The sequence below is a fragment of the Caballeronia sp. INML1 genome, from assembly GCF_023631085.1.
Classification (GTDB): domain Bacteria; phylum Pseudomonadota; class Gammaproteobacteria; order Burkholderiales; family Burkholderiaceae; genus Caballeronia; species Caballeronia turbans.
In genome coordinates this window covers 109,078-128,577 of the sequence record NZ_JALQDT010000001.1, presented here as the reverse complement: position 1 = coordinate 128,577, position 19,500 = coordinate 109,078, and the positions used below count along the sequence as shown (strand labels likewise).

At 62.9% G+C, this 19,500-nt stretch carries 16 protein-coding genes, 1 CRISPR repeat array and 1 riboswitch; of the genes, 12 read left to right on the top strand and 4 right to left on the bottom strand.

The window, feature by feature from the left end; translation table 11 throughout:
• Positions 1-244 precede the first annotated feature (244 nt).
• From NCR38_RS00610 to NCR38_RS00595, 4 genes are read left to right on the top strand one after another with little or no spacing between them, the layout of a single operon-like run.
• Positions 245-2,599, top strand: coding sequence for a tetratricopeptide repeat protein (locus NCR38_RS00610; RefSeq protein WP_250476173.1), 2,355 nt, complete (start codon positions 245-247; stop codon positions 2,597-2,599).
• 2 nt (positions 2,600-2,601) lie between these two features.
• On the top strand, positions 2,602-3,750 hold the full coding sequence (gene vioA, locus NCR38_RS00605) for a dTDP-4-amino-4,6-dideoxy-D-glucose aminotransferase VioA (RefSeq protein ID WP_061116787.1): 1,149 nt from the start codon (positions 2,602-2,604) through the stop codon (positions 3,748-3,750).
• A 33-nt stretch (positions 3,751-3,783) separates the two neighbouring features.
• On the top strand, positions 3,784-4,905 hold the full coding sequence (locus NCR38_RS00600) for a hypothetical protein (RefSeq protein ID WP_250476172.1): 1,122 nt from the start codon (positions 3,784-3,786) through the stop codon (positions 4,903-4,905).
• A complete protein-coding gene (locus tag NCR38_RS00595; protein WP_250476171.1) occupies positions 4,902-5,753 on the top strand; it encodes a hypothetical protein in 852 nt (283 codons plus the stop codon). Before NCR38_RS00600 ends, NCR38_RS00595 begins: the two co-directional genes overlap by 4 nt.
• Before the next feature lie 311 nt (positions 5,754-6,064).
• Positions 6,065-7,252: direct repeats of the CRISPR family, unit length 28 nt; unit sequence GGTCTATCTCCGCACACGCGGAGGAACC.
• Positions 7,253-7,331: 79 nt separating this feature from the next.
• Here NCR38_RS00595 and NCR38_RS00590 read toward each other — a convergent pair.
• Complete coding sequence (locus NCR38_RS00590) at positions 7,332-8,342, bottom strand: sodium:calcium antiporter (protein WP_061116783.1); 1,011 nt, start codon at positions 8,340-8,342, stop codon at positions 7,332-7,334.
• 88 nt (positions 8,343-8,430) lie between these two features.
• Positions 8,431-8,606: riboswitch (yybP-ykoY riboswitch) on the bottom strand.
• Between the two features lie 210 nt (positions 8,607-8,816).
• Between NCR38_RS00590 and NCR38_RS00585 the strand changes: the two genes are divergently transcribed.
• Positions 8,817-10,412 (top strand): ABC transporter substrate-binding protein, encoded by a 1,596-nt coding sequence (locus NCR38_RS00585; RefSeq protein ID WP_250476170.1) that lies wholly within the window; start codon positions 8,817-8,819, stop codon positions 10,410-10,412.
• A gap of 11 nt (positions 10,413-10,423) precedes the next feature.
• On the opposite strand, the gene NCR38_RS00580 is transcribed toward NCR38_RS00585, so the two are convergent.
• Positions 10,424-11,497, bottom strand: a complete 1,074-nt coding sequence (locus NCR38_RS00580) for an MBL fold metallo-hydrolase (RefSeq protein ID WP_061116782.1) — start codon at positions 11,495-11,497, stop codon at positions 10,424-10,426.
• 105 nt (positions 11,498-11,602) lie between these two features.
• Here NCR38_RS00580 and NCR38_RS00575 point away from each other — a divergent pair, with 105 nt between their 5' ends.
• Genes NCR38_RS00575 through NCR38_RS00560 form a run of 4 tightly spaced genes read left to right on the top strand, consistent with a single transcriptional unit; the run spans position 11,603 to position 15,858 of the window.
• Positions 11,603-12,025, top strand: a complete 423-nt coding sequence (locus NCR38_RS00575; RefSeq protein WP_061116781.1) for a MerR family DNA-binding transcriptional regulator — start codon at positions 11,603-11,605, stop codon at positions 12,023-12,025.
• Between the two features lie 32 nt (positions 12,026-12,057).
• Positions 12,058-13,860 carry a bifunctional isocitrate dehydrogenase kinase/phosphatase gene (gene aceK / locus NCR38_RS00570; RefSeq protein WP_250476169.1) on the top strand — a complete coding sequence of 601 codons (1,803 nt, stop codon included), beginning with the start codon at positions 12,058-12,060 and terminating at the stop codon, positions 13,858-13,860.
• A 29-nt stretch (positions 13,861-13,889) separates the two neighbouring features.
• On the top strand, positions 13,890-14,672 hold the full coding sequence (gene can / locus NCR38_RS00565) for a carbonate dehydratase (protein WP_061116779.1): 783 nt from the start codon (positions 13,890-13,892) through the stop codon (positions 14,670-14,672).
• Positions 14,665-15,858, top strand: a complete 1,194-nt coding sequence (locus NCR38_RS00560; protein ID WP_061116778.1) for an acetyl-CoA C-acetyltransferase — start codon at positions 14,665-14,667, stop codon at positions 15,856-15,858. Before can ends, NCR38_RS00560 begins: the two co-directional genes overlap by 8 nt.
• A gap of 73 nt (positions 15,859-15,931) precedes the next feature.
• Here the strand turns inward: NCR38_RS00560 and NCR38_RS00555 are convergent, their stop codons facing one another.
• Both NCR38_RS00555 and ubiM read right to left on the bottom strand, forming a co-directional pair.
• A complete protein-coding gene (locus tag NCR38_RS00555; RefSeq protein WP_250476168.1) occupies positions 15,932-16,174 on the bottom strand; it encodes a hypothetical protein in 243 nt (80 codons plus the stop codon).
• Positions 16,175-16,276: 102 nt separating this feature from the next.
• Positions 16,277-17,479, bottom strand: a complete 1,203-nt coding sequence (gene ubiM, locus NCR38_RS00550; protein ID WP_250476167.1) for a 5-demethoxyubiquinol-8 5-hydroxylase UbiM — start codon at positions 17,477-17,479, stop codon at positions 16,277-16,279.
• A gap of 117 nt (positions 17,480-17,596) precedes the next feature.
• Between ubiM and NCR38_RS00545 the strand changes: the two genes are divergently transcribed.
• From NCR38_RS00545 to NCR38_RS00535, 3 genes are read left to right on the top strand one after another with little or no spacing between them, the layout of a single operon-like run.
• A complete protein-coding gene (locus NCR38_RS00545) occupies positions 17,597-18,274 on the top strand; it encodes an SDR family oxidoreductase (protein ID WP_061116775.1) in 678 nt (225 codons plus the stop codon).
• A 13-nt stretch (positions 18,275-18,287) separates the two neighbouring features.
• On the top strand, positions 18,288-18,896 hold the full coding sequence (locus NCR38_RS34305; RefSeq protein ID WP_250476166.1) for a glutathione S-transferase family protein: 609 nt from the start codon (positions 18,288-18,290) through the stop codon (positions 18,894-18,896).
• Complete coding sequence (locus NCR38_RS00535; protein WP_250476165.1) at positions 18,893-19,312, top strand: YchJ family protein; 420 nt, start codon at positions 18,893-18,895, stop codon at positions 19,310-19,312. Before NCR38_RS34305 ends, NCR38_RS00535 begins: the two co-directional genes overlap by 4 nt.
• Positions 19,313-19,500 lie beyond the last annotated feature (188 nt).

Sequence of the window (19,500 nt, the reverse complement as noted above, 5' to 3'; positions counted from 1 at the left end):
TGTTTCCGCCGTGCCCGCTTCATGCGGGCATTTTTACGCCCCGACGATGCACGCGGCTGCGGCCGTGACGGCGATTGCGCCGCCTCCTTCGGGGACGACCTGCCCGTGCCCGCGCCGCGGCAGCGCCGTCAACGCCCCCGCCGACGATCCGCTGAATTGCGGCGGCTTTCGGGTTCATCTCCGCGCTTCGGTTTGGCGACCTCGCTTGGATAATCAGTTCAATCGCAAGGAGCACGCCCAGACCATGAGCATTTCCACACCGCTTCCGGACGCCACGACGCTGACGCCGGAGCAACAGTTCGAGCAGGACATCGCGACCGTGCTGCAGTCGGCGCTGGAGCAGCATCACGCCGGCAATCATGCCGACGCCGAAGCGCTCTATCGCGCGATTCTCGACCACAAGCCGGATCACGCGGACGTGCTGTATAACCTCGCGGTCCTGCTCGTCCAGACGCAGCGCCCGGGCGACGCCGTGCCGCTGTTCGAGACGGTGCTCGGCCTGCGCCCGGACAACGGCCAATACTGGGTCTCGTATATCGACGCGCTCGCGCGCACTAATCAGAGTCAGGCTGCCTGGTTCGCCGTGGAAATGGCGCAGCAGCGCGGCGTGCGCGGTCCGGCGATGGACGGCCTGATCGAGCGCCTGTCGCATCCCTTGGGCTACGCGGCGGCCGTGCTCGCCGAGGCCGCGCATCTCGCGCGCCTCGCGCCCAAGACCGTCGATGACGCCGTAGGCGACGCAGCGCAAACGCCCGCCGGCAAGCGCGGCAATCCGACGCCGCAGGACATGAACCAGTTTGCGTCGCTTTACAACAAGGGCCGCCACGAAGAAGCGATCAAGCTGGCGCGCGGACTCGTCGAGCGTTATCCGCATCACGTCGCCGCGCAGCGCTCGCTCGCTCTGGCGCTCTACGCCAACGGCCGCTACGTCGAAGCCATCGAGCCGCTCACCCGCACCGTCGAACTGGAGGTGACGGACCAGCATTCACGCATGCTGCTCGCGAGCGCGCTGCAGGTTCGCGGCGACAATGTCGGCGCCGAACGCGAGTGCCGCCTGGTGATCGCGCGCGACCCGAACCACGCCGAAGCGCATCGCGTGCTCGGCGTGTCCCTGTCGGCGATGCGCCGCCACGGCGAAGCCATCGAAGTGTGCGAGCGGGCGATCTCACTGGCCCCGAAGAACGCCGACATGCACAGCGCCCTCGGCGTCGTGCTGCTCGACGACGGTCAGATCGCACGTGCCGAAGACGGCTTCCGCAAGGCGCTCGAGTACAACCCGAACGACTTCATTTCGCACAGCAACCTGCTGTTCTGCCTCACGCACCGAACCGATCTGACGCCCGTCGAACTCTTCGACGAACATCGCGAATTCGACCGCCGTCATGGCGATCCCGCGCGCCGCCTGTGGCGTCCGCATACGAACGCGAAGGATCCGCACAAGACGCTGCGCGTCGGCCTCGTGTCCGGCGACTTGTTCCGCCATGCCGTCGCCTCGTTCCTCGAACCGGTGCTGGCACTGCTCGCGAAAGACCCGAGCCTCGAGATTCACGTGTACAGCACCCATGCGCGCGAGGATTCGACGACCCAGCGTCTGCGTGGACATGCGCCGCGCTGGAACGTGATCTCGGGCGTCTCGGACGACGCGTTCGTGGAAAAAGTGCGCGCCGACGGCATCGATATCCTGATCGACCTGTCGGGGCATACCGGCCGTAACCGCCTGCGCGCCTTCGCGCGCAAGCCCGCACCGGTCCAGGCATCGTGGATCGGCTATCCGCAGACGACGGGCGTCGGCGCCATCGACTACTACTTCGCGAACCGCACGCCGCACTTCGCGCCGATCGACGACCAGTTCGTCGAGAAACTCGCCTTTCTGCCGGCGGCCGCGCCGTTCCTGCCCGACCCGAATTCGCCGCCCGTCAATCTGCTGCCCGCGCTCCACAAGGGCTTCGTCACCTTCGGCAGCTTCAACCGTGTGTCTAAGTTGCGCCGCGAGGTGATCGCGCTGTGGGCGCGCGTGCTGCATGCCGTGCCGGACTCGAAGATGCTGATGGGCGCAATGCCCGACGACAGCGCCGTCGCCGAACTGAGCAAGTGGTTTGCGGAGGAAGGCATCGGCGCGAACCGGCTGTCGCTGCACAAGCGCTCGAATGTGTCGGTGTATCTGCAGCAGCACCATCAGGTCGATCTGTGTCTCGACACGTTCCCGTACGCGGGCGGCACGACGACGCTGCATGCGCTGTGGATGGGCGTGCCGACCCTGACGCTGCTCGGCGACACGATGCCGGGCCGCGCGGGCGGCACCCTGATGAGCCAGGTCGGACTGGACGCGTTTATCGCACGCGACAAGGACGAATTCGTCGCGAAGAGCGTCGCATACGCGAGCGATGTCGACGCGCTCGCCGCCCTGCGCACCGGCATGCGCGAGCGCTGCTCGCAATCCGCGCGCTTTTGTCCGGACGTGATCGCGACGAGCATGAGCCATGCGCTTCGTCACATGTGGCAGCGCTGGTGCGCCGGCCTGCCCGCCGCATCCTTCGATACCGAACTTCTCGCCGCCGCGCCCGCCGCAGCGACTTCAGCAGCCACCACGCAAGGTTGATCATGAGCGCCATTCCTCTCTTTCGCGAGCAACCCGCCGTCGATGAACGCATCTTCGTCACGCAGCCGCACCTGCCGCCGCTCGAAGAATTCGTTCCGTACCTCGAGAAGATCTGGGAAAACAAGACGCTGACCAATGGCGGCCCGTTTCATCAGCAACTCGAAAAGGCGCTGTGCGAATACCTCGGCGTCCAGCACCTCGCGCTGTTTTCGAACGGCACGATGGGTCTCGTCACCGCGTTGCAGGCGCTGCGCATCACGGGCGAAGTGATCACGACGCCGTATTCTTTCGTCGCGACCGCGCATTCGCTGCTGTGGAACGGCATCAAGCCGGTGTTCGTCGACGTGGACCCGCTCACGCTGAATCTCGATCCGCGCCAGATCGAAGCCGCCATCACGCCGCAGACCACCGCGATCATGCCGGTGCACTGCTACGGCCAGCCGTGCGACGTCGAAGCGATCCAGGCCATCGCCGACAACTACAACCTGAAGGTGATCTACGACGCCGCGCACGCGTTCGGCGTGCGCAACGAGGCGGGCAGTATCCTGACGCACGGCGACCTGTCGGTGCTGAGCTTCCACGCGACAAAAGTCTTCAATACGTTCGAGGGCGGCGCGATCGTCTGTCCGGATGCGAAGGTCAAGCAGCGGATCGATCATCTGAAGAACTTCGGCTTCGTCAACGAGACGACCGTGGTCGCGGCCGGCATCAACGGCAAGATGAGCGAGATCAATGCCGCGTTCGGCCTGCTCCAGCTCCAGCACATCGACCGCGCGCTGGCGCGCCGTCAGGAGATCGACGCGCTGTATCGCACGTTGCTCGCCGATGTCGACGGTATCGTGCCGCTGCCCGGCCTGGCGGCCGGCACGACGAATCACTCGTATTTCCCCGTGCTTGTGGAAGGCGACTACAAGTTGACGCGCGATGCGTTGTACCAGCGCCTGCGCGATCACGACATCTTCGGTCGCCGCTACTTCTATCCGCTTATTTCGGATTTCCCGATGTATCGCGGCCTGCCCTCGGCTCAACCGAGCCGTCTGCCGCACGCACAGGAAGCATCGCGCAAGGTGTTGTGCCTGCCGATCTATCCGGCGCTCGCGGACCGTGATGTGGAGCGGGTCGTGGACGTGATCCGCAAGGGCAACGCGTAAGGCGCAATGGTTCGACGCATGCGGGATCGACCTATGCACGTCTTTCTTCTCTTCAGCGGCACCAACGAACGCGCCGTGCTCGCGCTGCTGCGCGCGATCGGCAAGCTCGGGCAACGGGCGGCGGTGGTCGCGCGTTCTGCCGCAGATCCGGTTCTTTCGAGCGCGTATCGCGAACTCGTGGTCGCCGTGCGTGAAAGCGATGCGCTCTCGGTGCCGCTTCTGAGCGGTTATATCGAGCAGGCGAAGGCCAGGCATCGCGCCGACCGGGTGACGCTCGTGCCGATCTCCGAATTTTTCAACACCTTCCTTCTGAATCACAAGGAAGCGCTGGAATCGATCGATGGCGTGCGCGTGCCGCTCGTCGATTCGTCGCTCTACGCGAAACTCACCAACAAGGCGAGCGCGACCGAATTCTTCGCGCGCGCCGGTGTCGCGTCACCGCCCGAGTATGCGGGCATCGACGATGCCGTGGTGCCGTTCGTCGCCAAGCCGAAATGCAATGTCGAGGGCCGGCGGGTGCTTTATCCGGTGCTCGTGAAGAGCGACGCGGACCTCGCCGCCTTCAAAGCGGCGGAGGATCCGTCGCACTACTTCTTCCAGCACTTCGTGACGGGACGCAGCTTCTATCTGCTCGCCTACTTCGCGCGCACGGGCGAGGTCTTCTGCTCATCGCAGGAGAACCTCGCGCAACAGCCGGGCGGCAAGTCGATCGTGCTCGCCCGTACCGCCGATTTTCACGAGAGCGCCGCCGGCGTCAGGCTTCGGCAAACGCTTTCGCAATGCGGCTATTTCGGCTTCGCGATGATCGAATGCATCGTCGGCGAGGACGGCGCGTACTTCATCGAAATGAATCCCCGTCCCTGGGGCCCGCTCGACCTGTGCCTGAACCACGACTGCGGCATCGTCGAAGCCTTCGTGGGCGACTGGGCGACAGAAGATGCAAGCGCCTATCAAAGCCGGCGCCTCTCGCGGGCACGCAACGCCACCTACCTCTGGACGGGCGGCATCGTGAACACGTGGCGCCGGCGCCGGACGATCGTACATCGCTATGGCAGCGAGATGCGCCTCGCGGGCGCTGCGCTGCGCGCTCTGGCGGGCGACGTCTATCTCGCGAGCGATAGCTGGCGAATCTTTTACAAGGAACTATGGAAATGACCTCTGGCACGATCGCAGTCAAGGAGCGGCTTGCTCGACTTTACGGCGAAGTCTCCAAGCACTCGGGGTATCAGACGATCCCCGACTTCGTCGCGAGCACGCTCGGCTATCAGGAGACCATCCAGAGCCAGTGGCGCGGCGACCGTAACCGTCTGGACTGGATCCTCGCGCATCGCGCGCCTCGGGCCGGCGAACGCTGGGCCGACTTCGGCGCGAACACCGGCTTCTTCACGTACACGATCGCGCATGCATATCCGGATGCGCGTGTGACGGCGATCGAAGCGAACGCCGAACATGCGAAGTTCCTGGGCGAACTCGGCGATGCCTTTTCGATCGGCAATGTCGATGTGCATCACGAGGCGCTTCCGTTCGACGGTCTCGACAAGCTGTCGGACATCGACGTGCTTCTGCACTTGAACGTGCTGCATCACGCGGGCGCGGACTTCGACCGGGAGCATGTGACTGGCGCGCATGACTTTCCTGCGTATGCGGTTGCTTATCTGAAGAAGCTTCGCAGCGCGGCGCGCTCGCTCGTGTTTCAGCTCGGTTGCAACTTGTGGGGTGACAAGTCGCATCCGCTGCAGCCGGGCGCGACGGATGCCGAGCGTCTCGCCTATGTATCGAAGCTGCTGACCGATGCCGGCTGGCGCATTCGCGATGTGGCTTATGCGAGAAAGACACCGGACGCGCCGATCGCTTATGCCGATCTCGGCAAGGACGTCATCGAGGCGCTCAACGGGGAGCATGGAGAACGCGAACTGCGACTCTTCGCCGACGCGCTCGCGCCGTACGCGCTGGATCAGCACATCGGCGAGTTTTATCGGCGCGCGATCTACATCGTCGACTGACGGACGGCAAGGTTTCGCTAAAGTTAGCGCCTCGCGTGCCGATAATCTGAACAAGAACAACAAGAAAGACGCGCTGATGTTTTGGCGCGCTGCTTCGCTCTTCGATGCCCGCTTCGGCGGGCATTTTGTTTTTTGGGGTCCGCAGGGGCCGGGGATGGTCCTTGACGGTGGTCCTGGCGAGTTCCTCGCCGGGTCTGTCTCCGCGTTCGCGGAGGAGCCTGCGGCAGATGCAGTCGCCGCGGCCGCGATTGGGTGTATCTCTGTGTATGCGGAGGAAGCCGTTCGAGATTTGCGGCAAATGAGCGTGATTAGGTCTATCTCCGCACGCGCGGAGGAACTGCCATCGCGTCACTGTTTGCCGCCGGCGCGTAGGGTCTATCTCCGCACGCGCGGAGGAACCAAATTGACATTTGCTATTGTCATGACCGATAGCGGGTCTATCTCCGCACACCCGGAGGAACCACGCCCGGTTTTTTCAGCGTCACCGTCAGGCCGGGTCTATCTCCGCACACGCGGAGGAACCGGTGCTGATCTTCCAATGAAACAGGCTAACTAAGGTCTATCTCCGCACACGCGGAGGAACCTCATCGTCTCCGTGAGGTAATCGCCTGAGGCTGGGTCTATCTCCGCACACGCGGAGGAACCCTTCAGCATACCGGCCCGGTCTCGGTAAAGCAGGGTCTATCTCCGCACACGCGGAGGAACCCGTTCTGTCCATGCTTTTGCTTCTCGCCAGTCGGGTCTATCTCCGCACACGCGGAGGAACCTGGTTCCGCAAACTAAAGACAGCCTGGCATCACGGTCTATCTCCGCACACGCGGAGGAACCACGACGATCGGGCCGATCAACTCGGCGATCATGGGTCTATCTCCGCACACGCGGAGGAACCCGTGTGGTAGGCAACCGGGCGATCAGTCAGTGGGGTCTATCTCCGCACACGCGGATGAACCAGCACAATTTGCCATGAGATCGGTCATCTCGTGGGTCTATCTCCGCACACGCGGAGGAACCTCGGCGCCGGTGAAGACTGCATTGAGCGGCGCGGGTCTATCTCCGCACACGCGGAGGAACCGTGCCGGGGCGATTTTGTCGATCTGCTCGCTGGGGTCTATCTCCGCACACGCGGAGGAACCCAGTAGGGTGGGCTCGTGACGATCGTCTGCACCGGTCTATCTCCACACACGCGGAGGAACCCGGCCCAGGCATTCGAGGCCGGGCGCGCGGCTGGGTCTATCTCCACACACGCGGAGGAACCTCCTCCACGTACTCCACCGCCTGTCGATACGCGGGTCTATCTCCACACACGCGGAGGAACCGGTGCGGTCGGCCAATCGAACGGGGAGAAGACGGGTCTATCTCCACACACGCGGAGGAACCCGACGACTGCACCGCCGCGCAAATCCATCAGCGGGTCTATCTCCACACACGCGGAGGAACCTCGCCCGCTTCTGCTCGATGTTCACGCCGCCGCGGTCTATCTCCACACACGCGGAGGAACCCCTCGATCATAACCGCATGACCCGAAAGGAAAAACCCGAAAACTCCCATCCGCGCGCGCATCGCCGAAAGACACGAACATCAGCGCCCAAGCGTCAGCACGAGATACGCCGCATACAGCACCCCATTGCCGAGCAACGCCCACAACACCACCCCATTCTCCTTCGCATTGAACCGCAGCCACGCCGCCGCCGCGAGCGTGATCAGCACACCAGTCAGCACTTCGACCCGCGGCTCCCACGGCGTCAGCATGATGCCGATTCCCGGCAGCAACGTCCCTTGAAACACCATCGCCCCGGTGATGTTGCCGAACGCGAGCGTGTCTTTCCCTCTGCGCGCCCAGAGAATGCTGTTCACCTTCTCGGGCAATTCCGTGGCAATCGGAATGATGATGAGCGACAGCAACAGCGGTGAAATCCCCAACGCATGCGACACGCCTTCAACGCCGTGAATGAACCCTTTCGCGCCGCCGACGAGCAACACGATACCGACGAGAAACTGCAGCATGATCGTGCCGAATGTCGTCTTCAGCCCGGCACGCGACACGAACAGCGCCTCAGGCGCTTCCGTCCCATGCCCGCCCTCGACGAGCTTCGCCGAAGCCCTGAACGTCGAAATCACATAAACGACGTACACCCCGACCAGACCCGCCGCAAACACCGCACGCACCTGCCACGCGTGATGCGGCACGAACATCGCGGCGCACGCAATCAGGAAGGCGAACAAAAAGAAGTTGAGATCGCGCGTGAACCCGCTGCGCTCCGGCGTGATCCGCCCGCGCAAGCCGCGCGACTTGAGAATCGCGACCGTCATCAGGCAAGTGGAAAGCGTCGCGAGCATGAGCGGTGCGCCGAGAATCGCGCCGACGCCGATCTCTTCATTGATCGCACGGCTCGGTGTGCCGCCGAGCAGCGCGATGATAGGCACCGTCGTTTCCGGCAACGCCGTGCCGACCGCCGCGAACAGCGACCCGGTCACGCCTTCGGATATACCGAGCCGTTCGCCCAGATGTTCGAGCGCGTTCGTGAATAGCTCTGACGCGATCAGAATGATCGCAAGCATCAACGCGAGTTCGAGGAAGAGCATCGTCATGCGGCACCTCGCATCGAACTATGCGAAAAGCGCGCAAGCGTGCGCGAAAGACAGGGATGTTGTAGTTGTAGGGACACGATAATTCCACGGCCGGACGTCGAGCGAACCACGATGCGCCACGCGCCGTCCGACCAAGAACGACATAGCGCATCGATGGTCTCGCCAAACCGTTCCGGTCGAACGCGCCACGGCAGCAGGGCCGAGGATGTTGACGCGTTCTCCTTCGCTCGCGAAGGAAGGCTACTCCCCAAAGACGGCGCAAGTTTAGCCCGTTGCGCCCGATTTCGGCAAGCCGCGCATGCACGGGACAGAACCGTCATGAATATGCGTATGCCGATCGAATCGTTGTCGGCGCCGAGTGCATTCGGTAATCTGGCCGCGCCGGGCGCGTCGCTTGCTGCGCGCGCCCAAGCGATCCTACAAGACTGCAACAAGAACCAAACGTTGTGTGACCGCAAGGTCACGGGAGATCTCATGCGCCTGAAACTTCTCGCCGCGGCAGCGGCCGTATCCATCCTCGCCGCGCCGACAATCGCGATGAGCAAGCCGCTCACCGTCTGCACCGAATCGAGCCCGGACGGCTTCGATGTCGTGCAATTCAATTCGCTCGTGACGACCAATGCGTCGGCGGATGTCGTCTTCAATACGCTCGTCTCTTACGACGAAGCCGCGAAGAAGGTCGCGCCTTCGCTCGCGGAAAAGTGGGACGTGAGCAGCGATGGCCTGACTTACACGTTCCATCTGCGTCCGAACGTCCAGTTCCAGACGACCGATTACTTCAAACCGACGCGCCCGCTCGGCGCCGACGATGTCGTCTTCACGTTCGAGCGCATGCTGTCGGACAGCAATCCGTGGCACAAAGTGGCGGGCGCGAGCGGCTTTCCGCACGCGCAGTCGATGGGCCTCGTGAAGCTCATCAAGGCCGTATCGAAAGTCGATGACCATACAGTGAAATTCGAGCTCAACGAGCCGAACGCGACCTTCGTGCCGATTCTCACGATGGGCTTCGCATCGATCTATTCATCCGAATACGCGGACAAGCTGCTGAAGGCGAACCAGCAAAACGATCTGAACAGCAAGCCCATCGGCACCGGCCCGTTCGTGCTGAAGAGCTACACGAAGGATTCGGTGATCCGCTACGACGTCAATCCGACGTACTGGGGTCCGAAGCCGAAGGTCGATCGCCTGATCTACGCGATCACGCCGGATGCGTCCGTGCGCGCGCAGAAGATCAAGGCGGGCGAATGCCAGATCGCGCTTTCGCCGAAGCCGCAGGACGTGCTCGACGCGAAAAAGGACAAGTCGCTGAAAGTCAGCGAAGCGCCCGCGTTCATGACGGCGTTCGTCGCGCTCAATACGCAGAAGAAGCCGCTCGATAACCCGAAGGTGCGTCAGGCGATCAACATGGCCTTCGATCGCACGACGTACATGAAGACCGTGTTCGACAATACGGCCACGCCCGCCGTGAATCCGTATCCGCCCAACACGTGGAGCTACGACAAGACCATCGCGGCGTACAAGTATTCATCCGCCGATGCGAAGAAACTGCTCGCCGACGCAGGCTTCCCGAACGGTTTCGACACGACCATCTGGGTGCGCCCGAACGGCAGCGTGCTGAATCCGAATCCGAAAGCCGGCGCCGAATTGCTGCAGGCCGACCTCGCGAAGATCGGCGTGAAGGCGCAAGTCAAGGTGATCGAGTGGGGCGAACTGATCAAGGAGGCGAAGCAAGGTCAGCATGACATGCTGTTCATGGGCTGGGCCGGCGATAACGGCGACCCCGACAACTACATGTCGCCGCTCTTCAGTTGCAATGCGGTGAAGTCGGGCATCAACTTCGCGCGCTACTGCGACAGCCGGCTAGACAAGCTCATCGCCGACGGCAAATCGACGCCCGATGTCGCGCAGCGCACCAAGGCCTATGTCGATGCGCAGAAGATCATCCACGACCAGGCGCTGTGGATTCCGCTCGTCTATCCGACGGCTGCGGCGCTCACGCGTGCGAACGTCAGCGGCTATAACGTGAGTCCGTTCGGGCGCGTGAACTTCGGCGGCGTTTCCGTGCAGTAACTACCACAATGTCAAACCGGCGAAAAGCGGATCACGCCGTCATCGCCGGTTTCGCGCCTCAACGTGCCATCGAGCCAGAGCAGATTCAGATGCGCGAGTGCTTCGCCGAGCGCGAATGTCATCTGATGAATGTCGAGCTTTCGCTTGAACATGATCGGCACGATATCCGCGGCGCTGCACGGTTTCAGTGCGCACGCCTCGCGCACCTCCGCGAGCCGCGCGCGATGATGCTCGCGTAATTGCCCGATGCGCGTCTGCACGCCGCGAAACGGCTTGCCGTGCGATGGCAGCGCGAGCGTATCGGCGGGCATCGTCTCATAGCGGCCGAGCGATTCCAGATACAACGCGAGCGGATTGCCTTCCGGCTCGACCGCGAACACGGACACGTTCGTCGAGATGCGCGGCAGAACCATGTCGCCGGAAATGAGCAGCGTGTCGGCCGCGCAGAAGAGCGCGCTATGCTCCGGCGAATGCCCGTAGCCCGACACCACTTCCCAATTGCGCGTGCCGATACGGATGACATCGCCGTTGCGGATGCGCCGGTATTCGGCGGGCATCGACGGCACGAGCGTCGGGTAGTAGCTGTCGCGCTTGCGCAAGGCATCGAGCGAGGCTTCGTCGGTCAGGCCATGCGCGGCAAAATGCGCCGCCGCGCGCTCGCCGCCGGCGTTGGAGCCGTCGCCGGCGGCCATCACGCGGCCCATCGCGTATTCGCCCAGCGAGATCCAGAGGCGCACGTTCCAGCGCTTTTTGTCGCCGCCGTTGCAGATCCAGTCGGCAAGGCCCAGATGGTCCGGATGGCAATGCGTGACGATCACGCGCAGCACGGGCAGGCCATCGAGCACGGTGTCGAACACACGCTCCCAGTTCGCTCGGATCGTGTCGTTCGAAATGCCGCAGTCGATCACGGTCCAGCCCTTCACGCCGTCGATCTCGTCGCGCAGCAGCCAGAGATTGATGTGATCGAGCGCGAACGGCAACGGCATGCGCAGCCAGAAAACGCCCGGCGCCACTTCCTTGACACCGCCCGATTCGGGCAGCGCGTCGGCGAAAACATAATCGAGCTGGTGTTCGAGTGCGTTCATTCGGTCCGTGTCTCCGGGTTTGCGCCGCGTTGCAATTTAGCGAAGTTGACGATAACGTAAACATCCATTCTAACGTTGCGCGCGCATTTGCGCTGCCGGCCCGCGATGACTCAGCCGACGCACTACACGATCACCGAACTGTCGCGCGAATTCGACATCACACCGCGTGCGATTCGCTTCTACGAAGATCAGGGCCTGCTCGCGCCGAAGCGCGAAGGCTCGAACGGCCTGCGGCGCGTGTATTCGCCGCGCGACCGTACGCGCCTCAAGCTCACGCTGCGCGGCAAGCGGCTCGGCTTCACGCTGTCGGAAATCCGCACGCTGCTCGATCTCTATGACTCGCCGACCGGCTCGACCACGCAATTGCAAGCGTTCGTCGATACGATCGCGGCGCATCGCGAGGTGCTCGAACGTCAGCTCGAAGACCTGAACACGACGCTCACCGAGCTCGCCGCGTATGAGGAACAAGGCCGCGCGCTGATCGCAGCAGGAACGGAAAAGCGCGCGCGCAAACCCAAAGCGGCATGACGTGACTGCCCCACCCGAAGCGCAGGGTCGACATGAATCATTTCCCCAAGCTGCTCTCGTCGCAAATCGGCTTCGATGTCGCGCAGACGATACTCGAAGGCTTCGAGCATCACTACCGCGTGTTCCGGGACGCCGCGATCAAGGCGAAGGGCCTGTTCGAGCGCGGCGAATGGCTCGCGGTGCAGCAACTGGCGCGCGAGCGCATTGCATCGTATGACGATCGCGTCGCCGAATGCGTGACGCTGCTCGAAGACGAATACGACGCCGAGAACATCGACGACGACGTGTGGCAGCAGATCAAGCTGCACTACATCGGCTTGCTGACGACGCACCGCCAGCCCGAATGCGCGGAGACGTTCTTCAATTCCGTGTGCTGCAAGATCCTGCATCGCTCGTACTTCAACAACGATTTCATCTTCGTCCGGCCGGCAATCTCGACCGAATACATCGAAAACGATGAACCCGCCGCGAAGCCCACCTATCGCGCGTATTACCCGCAGAAGGACGGCCTCGCCGCGACGCTCGAGCGCATCGTCACGAATTTTCAGCTCGATCCGCCGTTCGAAGACTTGCAGCGCGACGTGCAATGCGTGATACAGGCGATGCGCGATGCTTTCGGCGATATCACGCCCGCGCCGAATTTTCAGATTCATGTGCTGTCGTCGCTGTTCTTCCGGAACAAGGCGGCGTATATCGTCGGGCGCGTCATCAACGGCGATGCGCTGCTGCCCTTCGCCATCGCCATCCGGCACACGTCGCCCGGGCTGCTCGCGCTCGACACCGTGCTGCTGTCGCGCGAGCAGGTGCTCATTATCTTCAGCTTCTCGCACTCGTATTTTCTGGTCGATATGGAAGTGCCATCGGCGTATGTGCAGTTCCTGAGCACGATCATGCCGCGCAAACCGAAGGCCGAAATCTATACGTCGCTCGGCTTGCAGAAGCAGGGCAAGAACGATTTCTATCGCGACTTGCTGCATCATCTGTCGCATTCGAGCGATAAGTTCATCGTCGCGCCCGGCATCAAAGGGCTCGTGATGATCGTCTTCACGCTGCCGTCGTTTCCTTATGTGTTCAAGCTCATCAAGGACGCGTTTCCGCCGCCGAAGGAAACCACGCGGCAGAAGATCCAGGACAAGTATCAGCTCGTGAAGCGTCACGATCGCCTGGGCCGCATGGCCGACACGCTCGAATATTCGAGCGTCGCGCTGCCCGTCGCGCGCCTCGACGACGCGCTCATCCGCGAACTGGAGAAGGAAGCGCCGTCGATGATCGAGTACGAAGGCGACAATCTCGTCATCCGGCACGTGTATATCGAGCGCCGCATGGTGCCGCTGAATCTCTTTCTGAAAGACGGAAGCGATGACGAAGTCGATCACGGCATCAAGGAATACGGCGATGCGATCAAGCAGCTGATCCAGGCCAACATCTTCCCCGGCGACATGCTGTACAAGAACTTCGGCGTGACGCGGCACGGTCGCGTGGTGTTCTACGACTACGACGAAATCGAGTATCTGACCGACTGCAACGTGCGCCGCGTGCCGCCGCCGCGCAATGAGGAAGACGAGCTGTCGGGCGAACCGTGGTATACCGTCGGGCCGCACGATATCTTTCCCGAAACGTACGGCACATTTCTGCTCGGCGATCCGCGCGTGCGCGAGGCGTTCATGCGCCATCACGCGGATTTTTTCGATCCCGCGCTCTGGCAGCGCTACAAGGAACAACTGCAGCGCGGCGAACTCGCCGATTTCTTTCCCTATGACCGGGACGTCCGATTCTGCATCCGTTATCCGGAGCGCTTCGACGAGTCCGGCCGACACGACGCGCGCGCCGCCTGACGCGCGCCGTCCCGCTTTGACTTTCGAACATGAACCCTACTTCCGACAACAACGAAACCTCGACTCCGCTTGCTCACCTGTTCGCCAACAATCAGGAATGGGTTCAGCGCAAGCTCGCCGAGGACGCCGACTTCTTCCAGCGTCTCGCGCATCAGCAGACGCCGGAATATCTGTGGATCGGTTGCGCAGACTCGCGCGTGCCCGCCAACGAAATCATCGGCCTGCCGCCGGGCGAAGTGTTCGTGCACAGAAACATCGCGAACGTGGTCGTGCACTCGGACCTCAACTGTCTTTCGGTTATCCAGTTCGCCGTCGATCTGCTGAAGGTGAAGCACATCATGGTCGTCGGCCATTACGGTTGCTCAGGCGTGGGCGCGGCACTCGTCGGGCGGCGCGTCGGTCTCGCGGACAACTGGCTGCGCCATGTCGAAGACGTGCGCGAGAAGCACGCCGGGCTGCTCGACGAATGGCCGATGGGCGACGCGCGGCATCGCCGTCTCGTGGAGCTGAACACGATCGAGCAGACCATCAATGTATGCCGCACGACCGTCGTCAACGATGCATGGGCGCGCGGTCAGGAACTCACCGTGCACGGCTGGACCTACGGCGTGCACGATGGCCGCCTGCGCAACATGGGCATGATGATCGGCGCATCGGATGAGATCGATCCGGTGTATCAGTCGTGCATTGCCGCGATGAGCCGAAGCGGCGCGCATTCCGCGGAGAACGATGTACTCGCGTCCGATGCGGCGCGTCTGGGCGATATTCCCGCCGTTATTCAAGGCGTCATCAAGGAGTTGAAACATGAGTGAGACACAAACCGATCCCGTCGTCATCGTATCGGCGGCGCGCACGCCAATGGCGGCGTTTCAGGGCGATTTCGCGTCGCTGACCGCGGCAGAGCTCGGCGCTGCGGCGGTCAAGGCCGCAGTCGAGCGCGCGGGTGTGAAACCCGAGCAGATCGACGAGGCGATCATGGGTTGCGTGCTGCCCGCCGGCCAGGGCCAGGCGCCCGCGCGTCAGGCTGCACTCGGCGCGGGGCTGCCGCTGTCGACCGGCTGCACGACGATCAACAAGATGTGCGGCTCCGGCATGCGCGCCGCGATGTTCGCGCATGACATGCTGCTCGCCGGATCGGTCGATGCGATCGTCGCGGGCGGCATGGAAAGCATGACGAACGCGCCGTATCTTTTGCCGAAGGCACGCGGCGGCATGCGCATGGGCCACGGTCAGGTGCTGGATCACATGTTCCTCGACGGCCTCGAAGACGCGTACGAGAAGGGCCGCCTGATGGGAACGTTCGCGGAGCAATGCGCATCGTCGTATGCGTTCTCACGTGAGTCGCAGGATGCGTTCGCAGTCGAATCGCTGCGGCGCGCGCAACGGGCGAACGAAGACGGCTCGTTCAAGTGGGAGATCGCGGCGGTCACCGTGCCGGGCAAAAAAGGCGATACGGTCGTCGATCGCGACGAGCAGCCGTTCAAGGCCAACATCGACAAGATTCCGTCGCTCAAGCCCGCGTTTGCCAAGGACGGGACGGTGACGGCTGCCAATTCGTCGTCCATTTCGGATGGCGCGGCGGCGCTCGTGATGATGCGCGAGTCGACGGCGAAACGTCTCGGTGTGTATCCGATTGCGCGCGTCGTCGGGCACAGCACGTTTGCGCAGCAGCCCGCGCTGTTCACGACGGCGCCCGTCGGTGCGATCAACAGGCTCTTCGAGAAGAACGGCTGGCGCGCGAGCGATGTCGATCTGTATGAAATCAACGAAGCGTTCGCCGTCGTGACGATGGCCGCGATGCGCGAGCACGATCTGCCTCACGACAAGGTCAACGTGAATGGCGGCGCGTGTGCGCTCGGGCATCCTATCGGGGCTTCGGGGGCGCGGATTCTGGTGACGTTGCTCGGCGCGTTGAAGTCGCGCGGGCTGAAGCGTGGCGTCGCGAGTTTGTGTATCGGCGGCGGCGAAGCGACCGCGATGGGCGTGGAACTGGTTTGAGTGCCGCGGGCCGGTCCGGGTGTTGGGTGTCGGGTGCCGGGGCCGGCGCGGTTGCTAGTTGATGACGTTCGTATCAGCCAGAAACATCGGAATCTCCGGTGCTGGCGTGACGATCGAAAATGGAATCGTCGCAGTCGATTTTCGGAAAACTCATGAGGGCTCTGATGAAGCCTGCGTTATCGTCATCGTCCGGCTCCCCCATCTGCCTTCGCACTTGCGCCTCGATCTTCATGCGTCGGGCGGTATACGCCTGAAGCTCCCGAAGCTCGCTCTCGTCGATATTCGACGGTAAGGTTCCTTGAATGATTTTGAACATGGTCTGCTCCTCGTCTGAGCGTTGCGAGTAGCGAGACTGTACTCCGATTTAATAAGCATCCCTAGTCATCCAAACGATATAGGAATTTACTGCAACGACCCTTCATCGCCCCGCCAAAGACATCGCCACGGCGCGCTTGAACGGCGTCAATCTTTCGCCGATGCGCAACATCGCGTCACGCGCGACCCGCGCGGGCAACGAATCGCGCGTATAGATCTCCGTGATGAACCGCGTGATCAGATAAAGCGGCCGCGTCTCCTGCCGATGCTTCTGCTCATATCGCGCGAGCAGCGCATCGCCGGCGATATCGAGCCCCGCCGCGCGCGCATCGCCAATGCCGCGTGAAAGCATCTCGATGCCCGCCAGCCCGAAATTGAACCCATGTGCCGTGACCGGATGCATGCCGACCGCCGCATCGCCGACCGTCGCGAAACGCTTCGCCACGAAACGCTTCGGATAAACCGACACCAGCGGATAGACATGCCGCGTCGTGCGCAACGCCATCGTCCCGAGCCTTCGCTCGAAGCGTCGCTCGATTTCGCGATTGAACGCATCGGCATCGAGCGCGTTCAGTCGCTCTGTGTCACGCGCGTCGAGTGTCACCACGACCGACGACCGATGCGCGCCTGTTTCCGGATCAGGATTCATCGGCAGCAGCGCGAGCGTCTGCCGATGGCCGAACCATTCCCACGCCGCGTGATCGTGCGGCGCGTCGTGCGTCATGCAGCAAACCAGCATGGACTTGCCGAAATCGTGCATGTCGGCGGCGATGCCCAGCATGCGGCGCGTGGCGGAGAAACGGCTGTCCGCCGCGACGACGAGCTGCGCCTCGATCGTCTCGCCGCTTTCGAGCCGCACGCGCGCGCCGGAAGCATCGGTATCGATATCGATCACGCGCTCGGACGCGATGATGCGGATGTCCGCGCCCGACGCGCGACGATGCCCGACCGCATCGAACGCCGCGCGCCGGATCAGATGATTCGACACGAGCCAGCCGAGCTCGGCATGCCCCGCAAGCGCGTGACCGATCTTCAGCGAGAACGGCGACGACCCGTTGAAGATGCGCGCGTCCGCAAGCTGCGATTTCGCGTGCGCGCCGATACGTGCCCACACGCCGAGCGTCTTCAGAAACGTGACGGATTTCTGCGTCAACGCGATCTCGCGTCCGTCGAACGCGGGCTCGCGCAGCGCGTCGTCGCTCTGCTGCTCGACGAGCACGATCGACAAATCCGCGCCGCTCAACGCATTCGCCAGACACAAACCCGCCGGCCCCGCGCCGACGATCACGATATCGGTATGCCTCATCTTTCCGTCTTGCTTTTCTGAAAGCGCACAACGATAGCCGAAAGGCCGGCGAACGATCCGCGACGCCGAGTCGCGCGCTATAGTCGCAAGGTCGTCCAAACAAGGAACGTATCGGTCATGAAAACGGTATTGATCGTCGGCGCGTCGCGCGGCCTCGGCCACGAATTCGCGCGCGAATATTGTCGCGATGGCTGGCGCGTGCTCGCCACGGCACGCGACAAGGCCTCGCTCTCCGCGCTCGACGCGATGGGCGCGCAAACCTTCCCGCTCGACGTCACGCAGCCCGAGCAGATCGCCGCGCTCGCGTGGCAACTGGACGAGGAAAAGCTGGACGTGGCGATCGTGGTTGCGGGCGTGTACGGTCCGCGCACCGAAGGCGTCGAAACCATCGGCGCCGACGATTTCGATCAGGTCATGCACACGAACGTCCGCGGCCCGATGCAACTGATTCCCGTGCTTCTGCCGCTCACCGATGCCGCGAACGGCGTGCTCGCGGTCGTGTCGAGCAAGATGGGCAGCATCGGCGGGGCGAGCGGCACGACCGGCTGGCTGTATCGGGCGAGCAAGGCGGCGCTCAATTCGGCGCTGAAAGTGGCGTCGCTGGAATCGCGTCATTCGGCGTGCGTCGCGCTGCATCCGGGCTGGGTGCGCACGGAAATGGGCGGACCGTCGGCGGCGATCGACGTCGCGCACAGCGTGTCGGGCATGCGCGCGGTGATCGCCGAAGCGGGCGCGATGCGCGACGCGTTCAACGGGACCTTCGTGCAATACGACGGCACGAAGCTCGAATGGTGAAACTGGAGGGAATGTGACCTATCAAGTACACGGCGTTTCCGCATCGGGCAACTGCTACAAGGTTCGCCTCATCCTCGAACAGCTCGGCCTGCCTTACGCGTGGCATGAAGTCGACATGATGCACGGGGCGACCCGCACCGACGAATTCAAACGGCTCAATCCGAACGGCAAGGTGCCGGTGCTCGTCATCGACGAACACACGACGCTATCCGAATCCGACGCGATCCTCTGCTATCTCGCCGACGGCACTCCCCTCATGCCGACCGATCGCCTCGAGCGCGCGCAAGCGCTGCAATGGATGTTCTTCGAGCAGTACAGTCATGAGCCGTATGTGGCCGTGGCGCGCTTCATCCTGCAGTTTCAGAAGAATCCCGGCGATGCCCGCCTGCCCGAGAAGATCGCCGGTTCCTATCGCGCGCTCGACGTGATGGAGCAGCATCTCGCCACCCGCACGTATTTCGTCGGCGAGCGGTACAGCGTCGCCGATATCGCGCTCTATGCGTACACGCACGTCGCCGGTGAAGCGAATATCGACCTGTCGCGCTACCCGGCGATCCGCGCGTGGCTCGAACGCGTGCGCAGCCAGCCGCGGCATGTCGAGATGCCGGGCGTCGATCAATGAAGCCGGTGGACTGTCCCTGCGGCGGCGCCGCGCCCGATCAGCGCCCCAATGCACGCGCGCCGCGTTACGAAGCGTGCTGCGGGCGGTTCATCGAGGGCAGCGAAAAGCCCGCCAGCGCGATGGAACTGATGCGTTCGCGCTACACCGCCTACGTGCTCGGCGACACGGCCTATCTTCGTGCGACATGGGCCGAATCCACGTGCCCACCCGACCTCGACGCAGCCGACGCAGGCACGCGCTGGCTCGGCCTGCAGATCATGCGCCACACACGAATCGATGCCGATCACGAGGAAGTGGAGTTCGTTGCGCGCTACAAGACAGGCGGGCGCGCGCACCGGTTGCACGAGGCGAGCCGCTTCACGCGCAACATCGATGGAAACTGGATTTACGTCGATGGACAGATAAAAGAAAAGTAAATATGTCTTTAAGAAATATGCAGTGGCGTACGGTATTAATTTCCTAAGAATTTCCTTTCAGATTAAACAGTTACGGGGTACCACTTATTGTGCAGTGCAATTTTGAACGGTTAATCTGTGTTCGTCAGGGCGCAGTCATCTCCGTGCCCGGACGCTCGCAGCGAAGCCCCGTTTTGAAGCCAATTGTC

Bases quoted from the DNA above. Each gene is read 5' to 3' on its own strand.
- NCR38_RS00610 (WP_250476173.1), top strand. From the start codon at position 245: ATGAGCATTTCCACACCGCTTCCGGACGCCACGACGCTGACGCCGGAG.
- vioA (WP_061116787.1), top strand. From the start codon at position 2,602: ATGAGCGCCATTCCTCTCTTTCGCGAGCAACCCGCCGTCGATGAACGC.
- NCR38_RS00600 (WP_250476172.1), top strand. From the start codon at position 3,784: ATGCACGTCTTTCTTCTCTTCAGCGGCACCAACGAACGCGCCGTGCTC.
- NCR38_RS00595 (WP_250476171.1), top strand. From the start codon at position 4,902: ATGACCTCTGGCACGATCGCAGTCAAGGAGCGGCTTGCTCGACTTTAC.
- NCR38_RS00590 (WP_061116783.1), bottom strand. From the start codon at position 8,342: ATGACGATGCTCTTCCTCGAACTCGCGTTGATGCTTGCGATCATTCTG.
- NCR38_RS00585 (WP_250476170.1), top strand. From the start codon at position 8,817: ATGCGCCTGAAACTTCTCGCCGCGGCAGCGGCCGTATCCATCCTCGCC.
- NCR38_RS00580 (WP_061116782.1), bottom strand. From the start codon at position 11,497: ATGAACGCACTCGAACACCAGCTCGATTATGTTTTCGCCGACGCGCTG.
- NCR38_RS00575 (WP_061116781.1), top strand. From the start codon at position 11,603: ATGACTCAGCCGACGCACTACACGATCACCGAACTGTCGCGCGAATTC.
- aceK (WP_250476169.1), top strand. From the start codon at position 12,058: ATGAATCATTTCCCCAAGCTGCTCTCGTCGCAAATCGGCTTCGATGTC.
- can (WP_061116779.1), top strand. From the start codon at position 13,890: ATGAACCCTACTTCCGACAACAACGAAACCTCGACTCCGCTTGCTCAC.
- NCR38_RS00560 (WP_061116778.1), top strand. From the start codon at position 14,665: ATGAGTGAGACACAAACCGATCCCGTCGTCATCGTATCGGCGGCGCGC.
- NCR38_RS00555 (WP_250476168.1), bottom strand. From the start codon at position 16,174: ATGTTCAAAATCATTCAAGGAACCTTACCGTCGAATATCGACGAGAGC.
- ubiM (WP_250476167.1), bottom strand. From the start codon at position 17,479: ATGAGGCATACCGATATCGTGATCGTCGGCGCGGGGCCGGCGGGTTTG.
- NCR38_RS00545 (WP_061116775.1), top strand. From the start codon at position 17,597: ATGAAAACGGTATTGATCGTCGGCGCGTCGCGCGGCCTCGGCCACGAA.
- NCR38_RS00535 (WP_250476165.1), top strand. From the start codon at position 18,893: ATGAAGCCGGTGGACTGTCCCTGCGGCGGCGCCGCGCCCGATCAGCGC.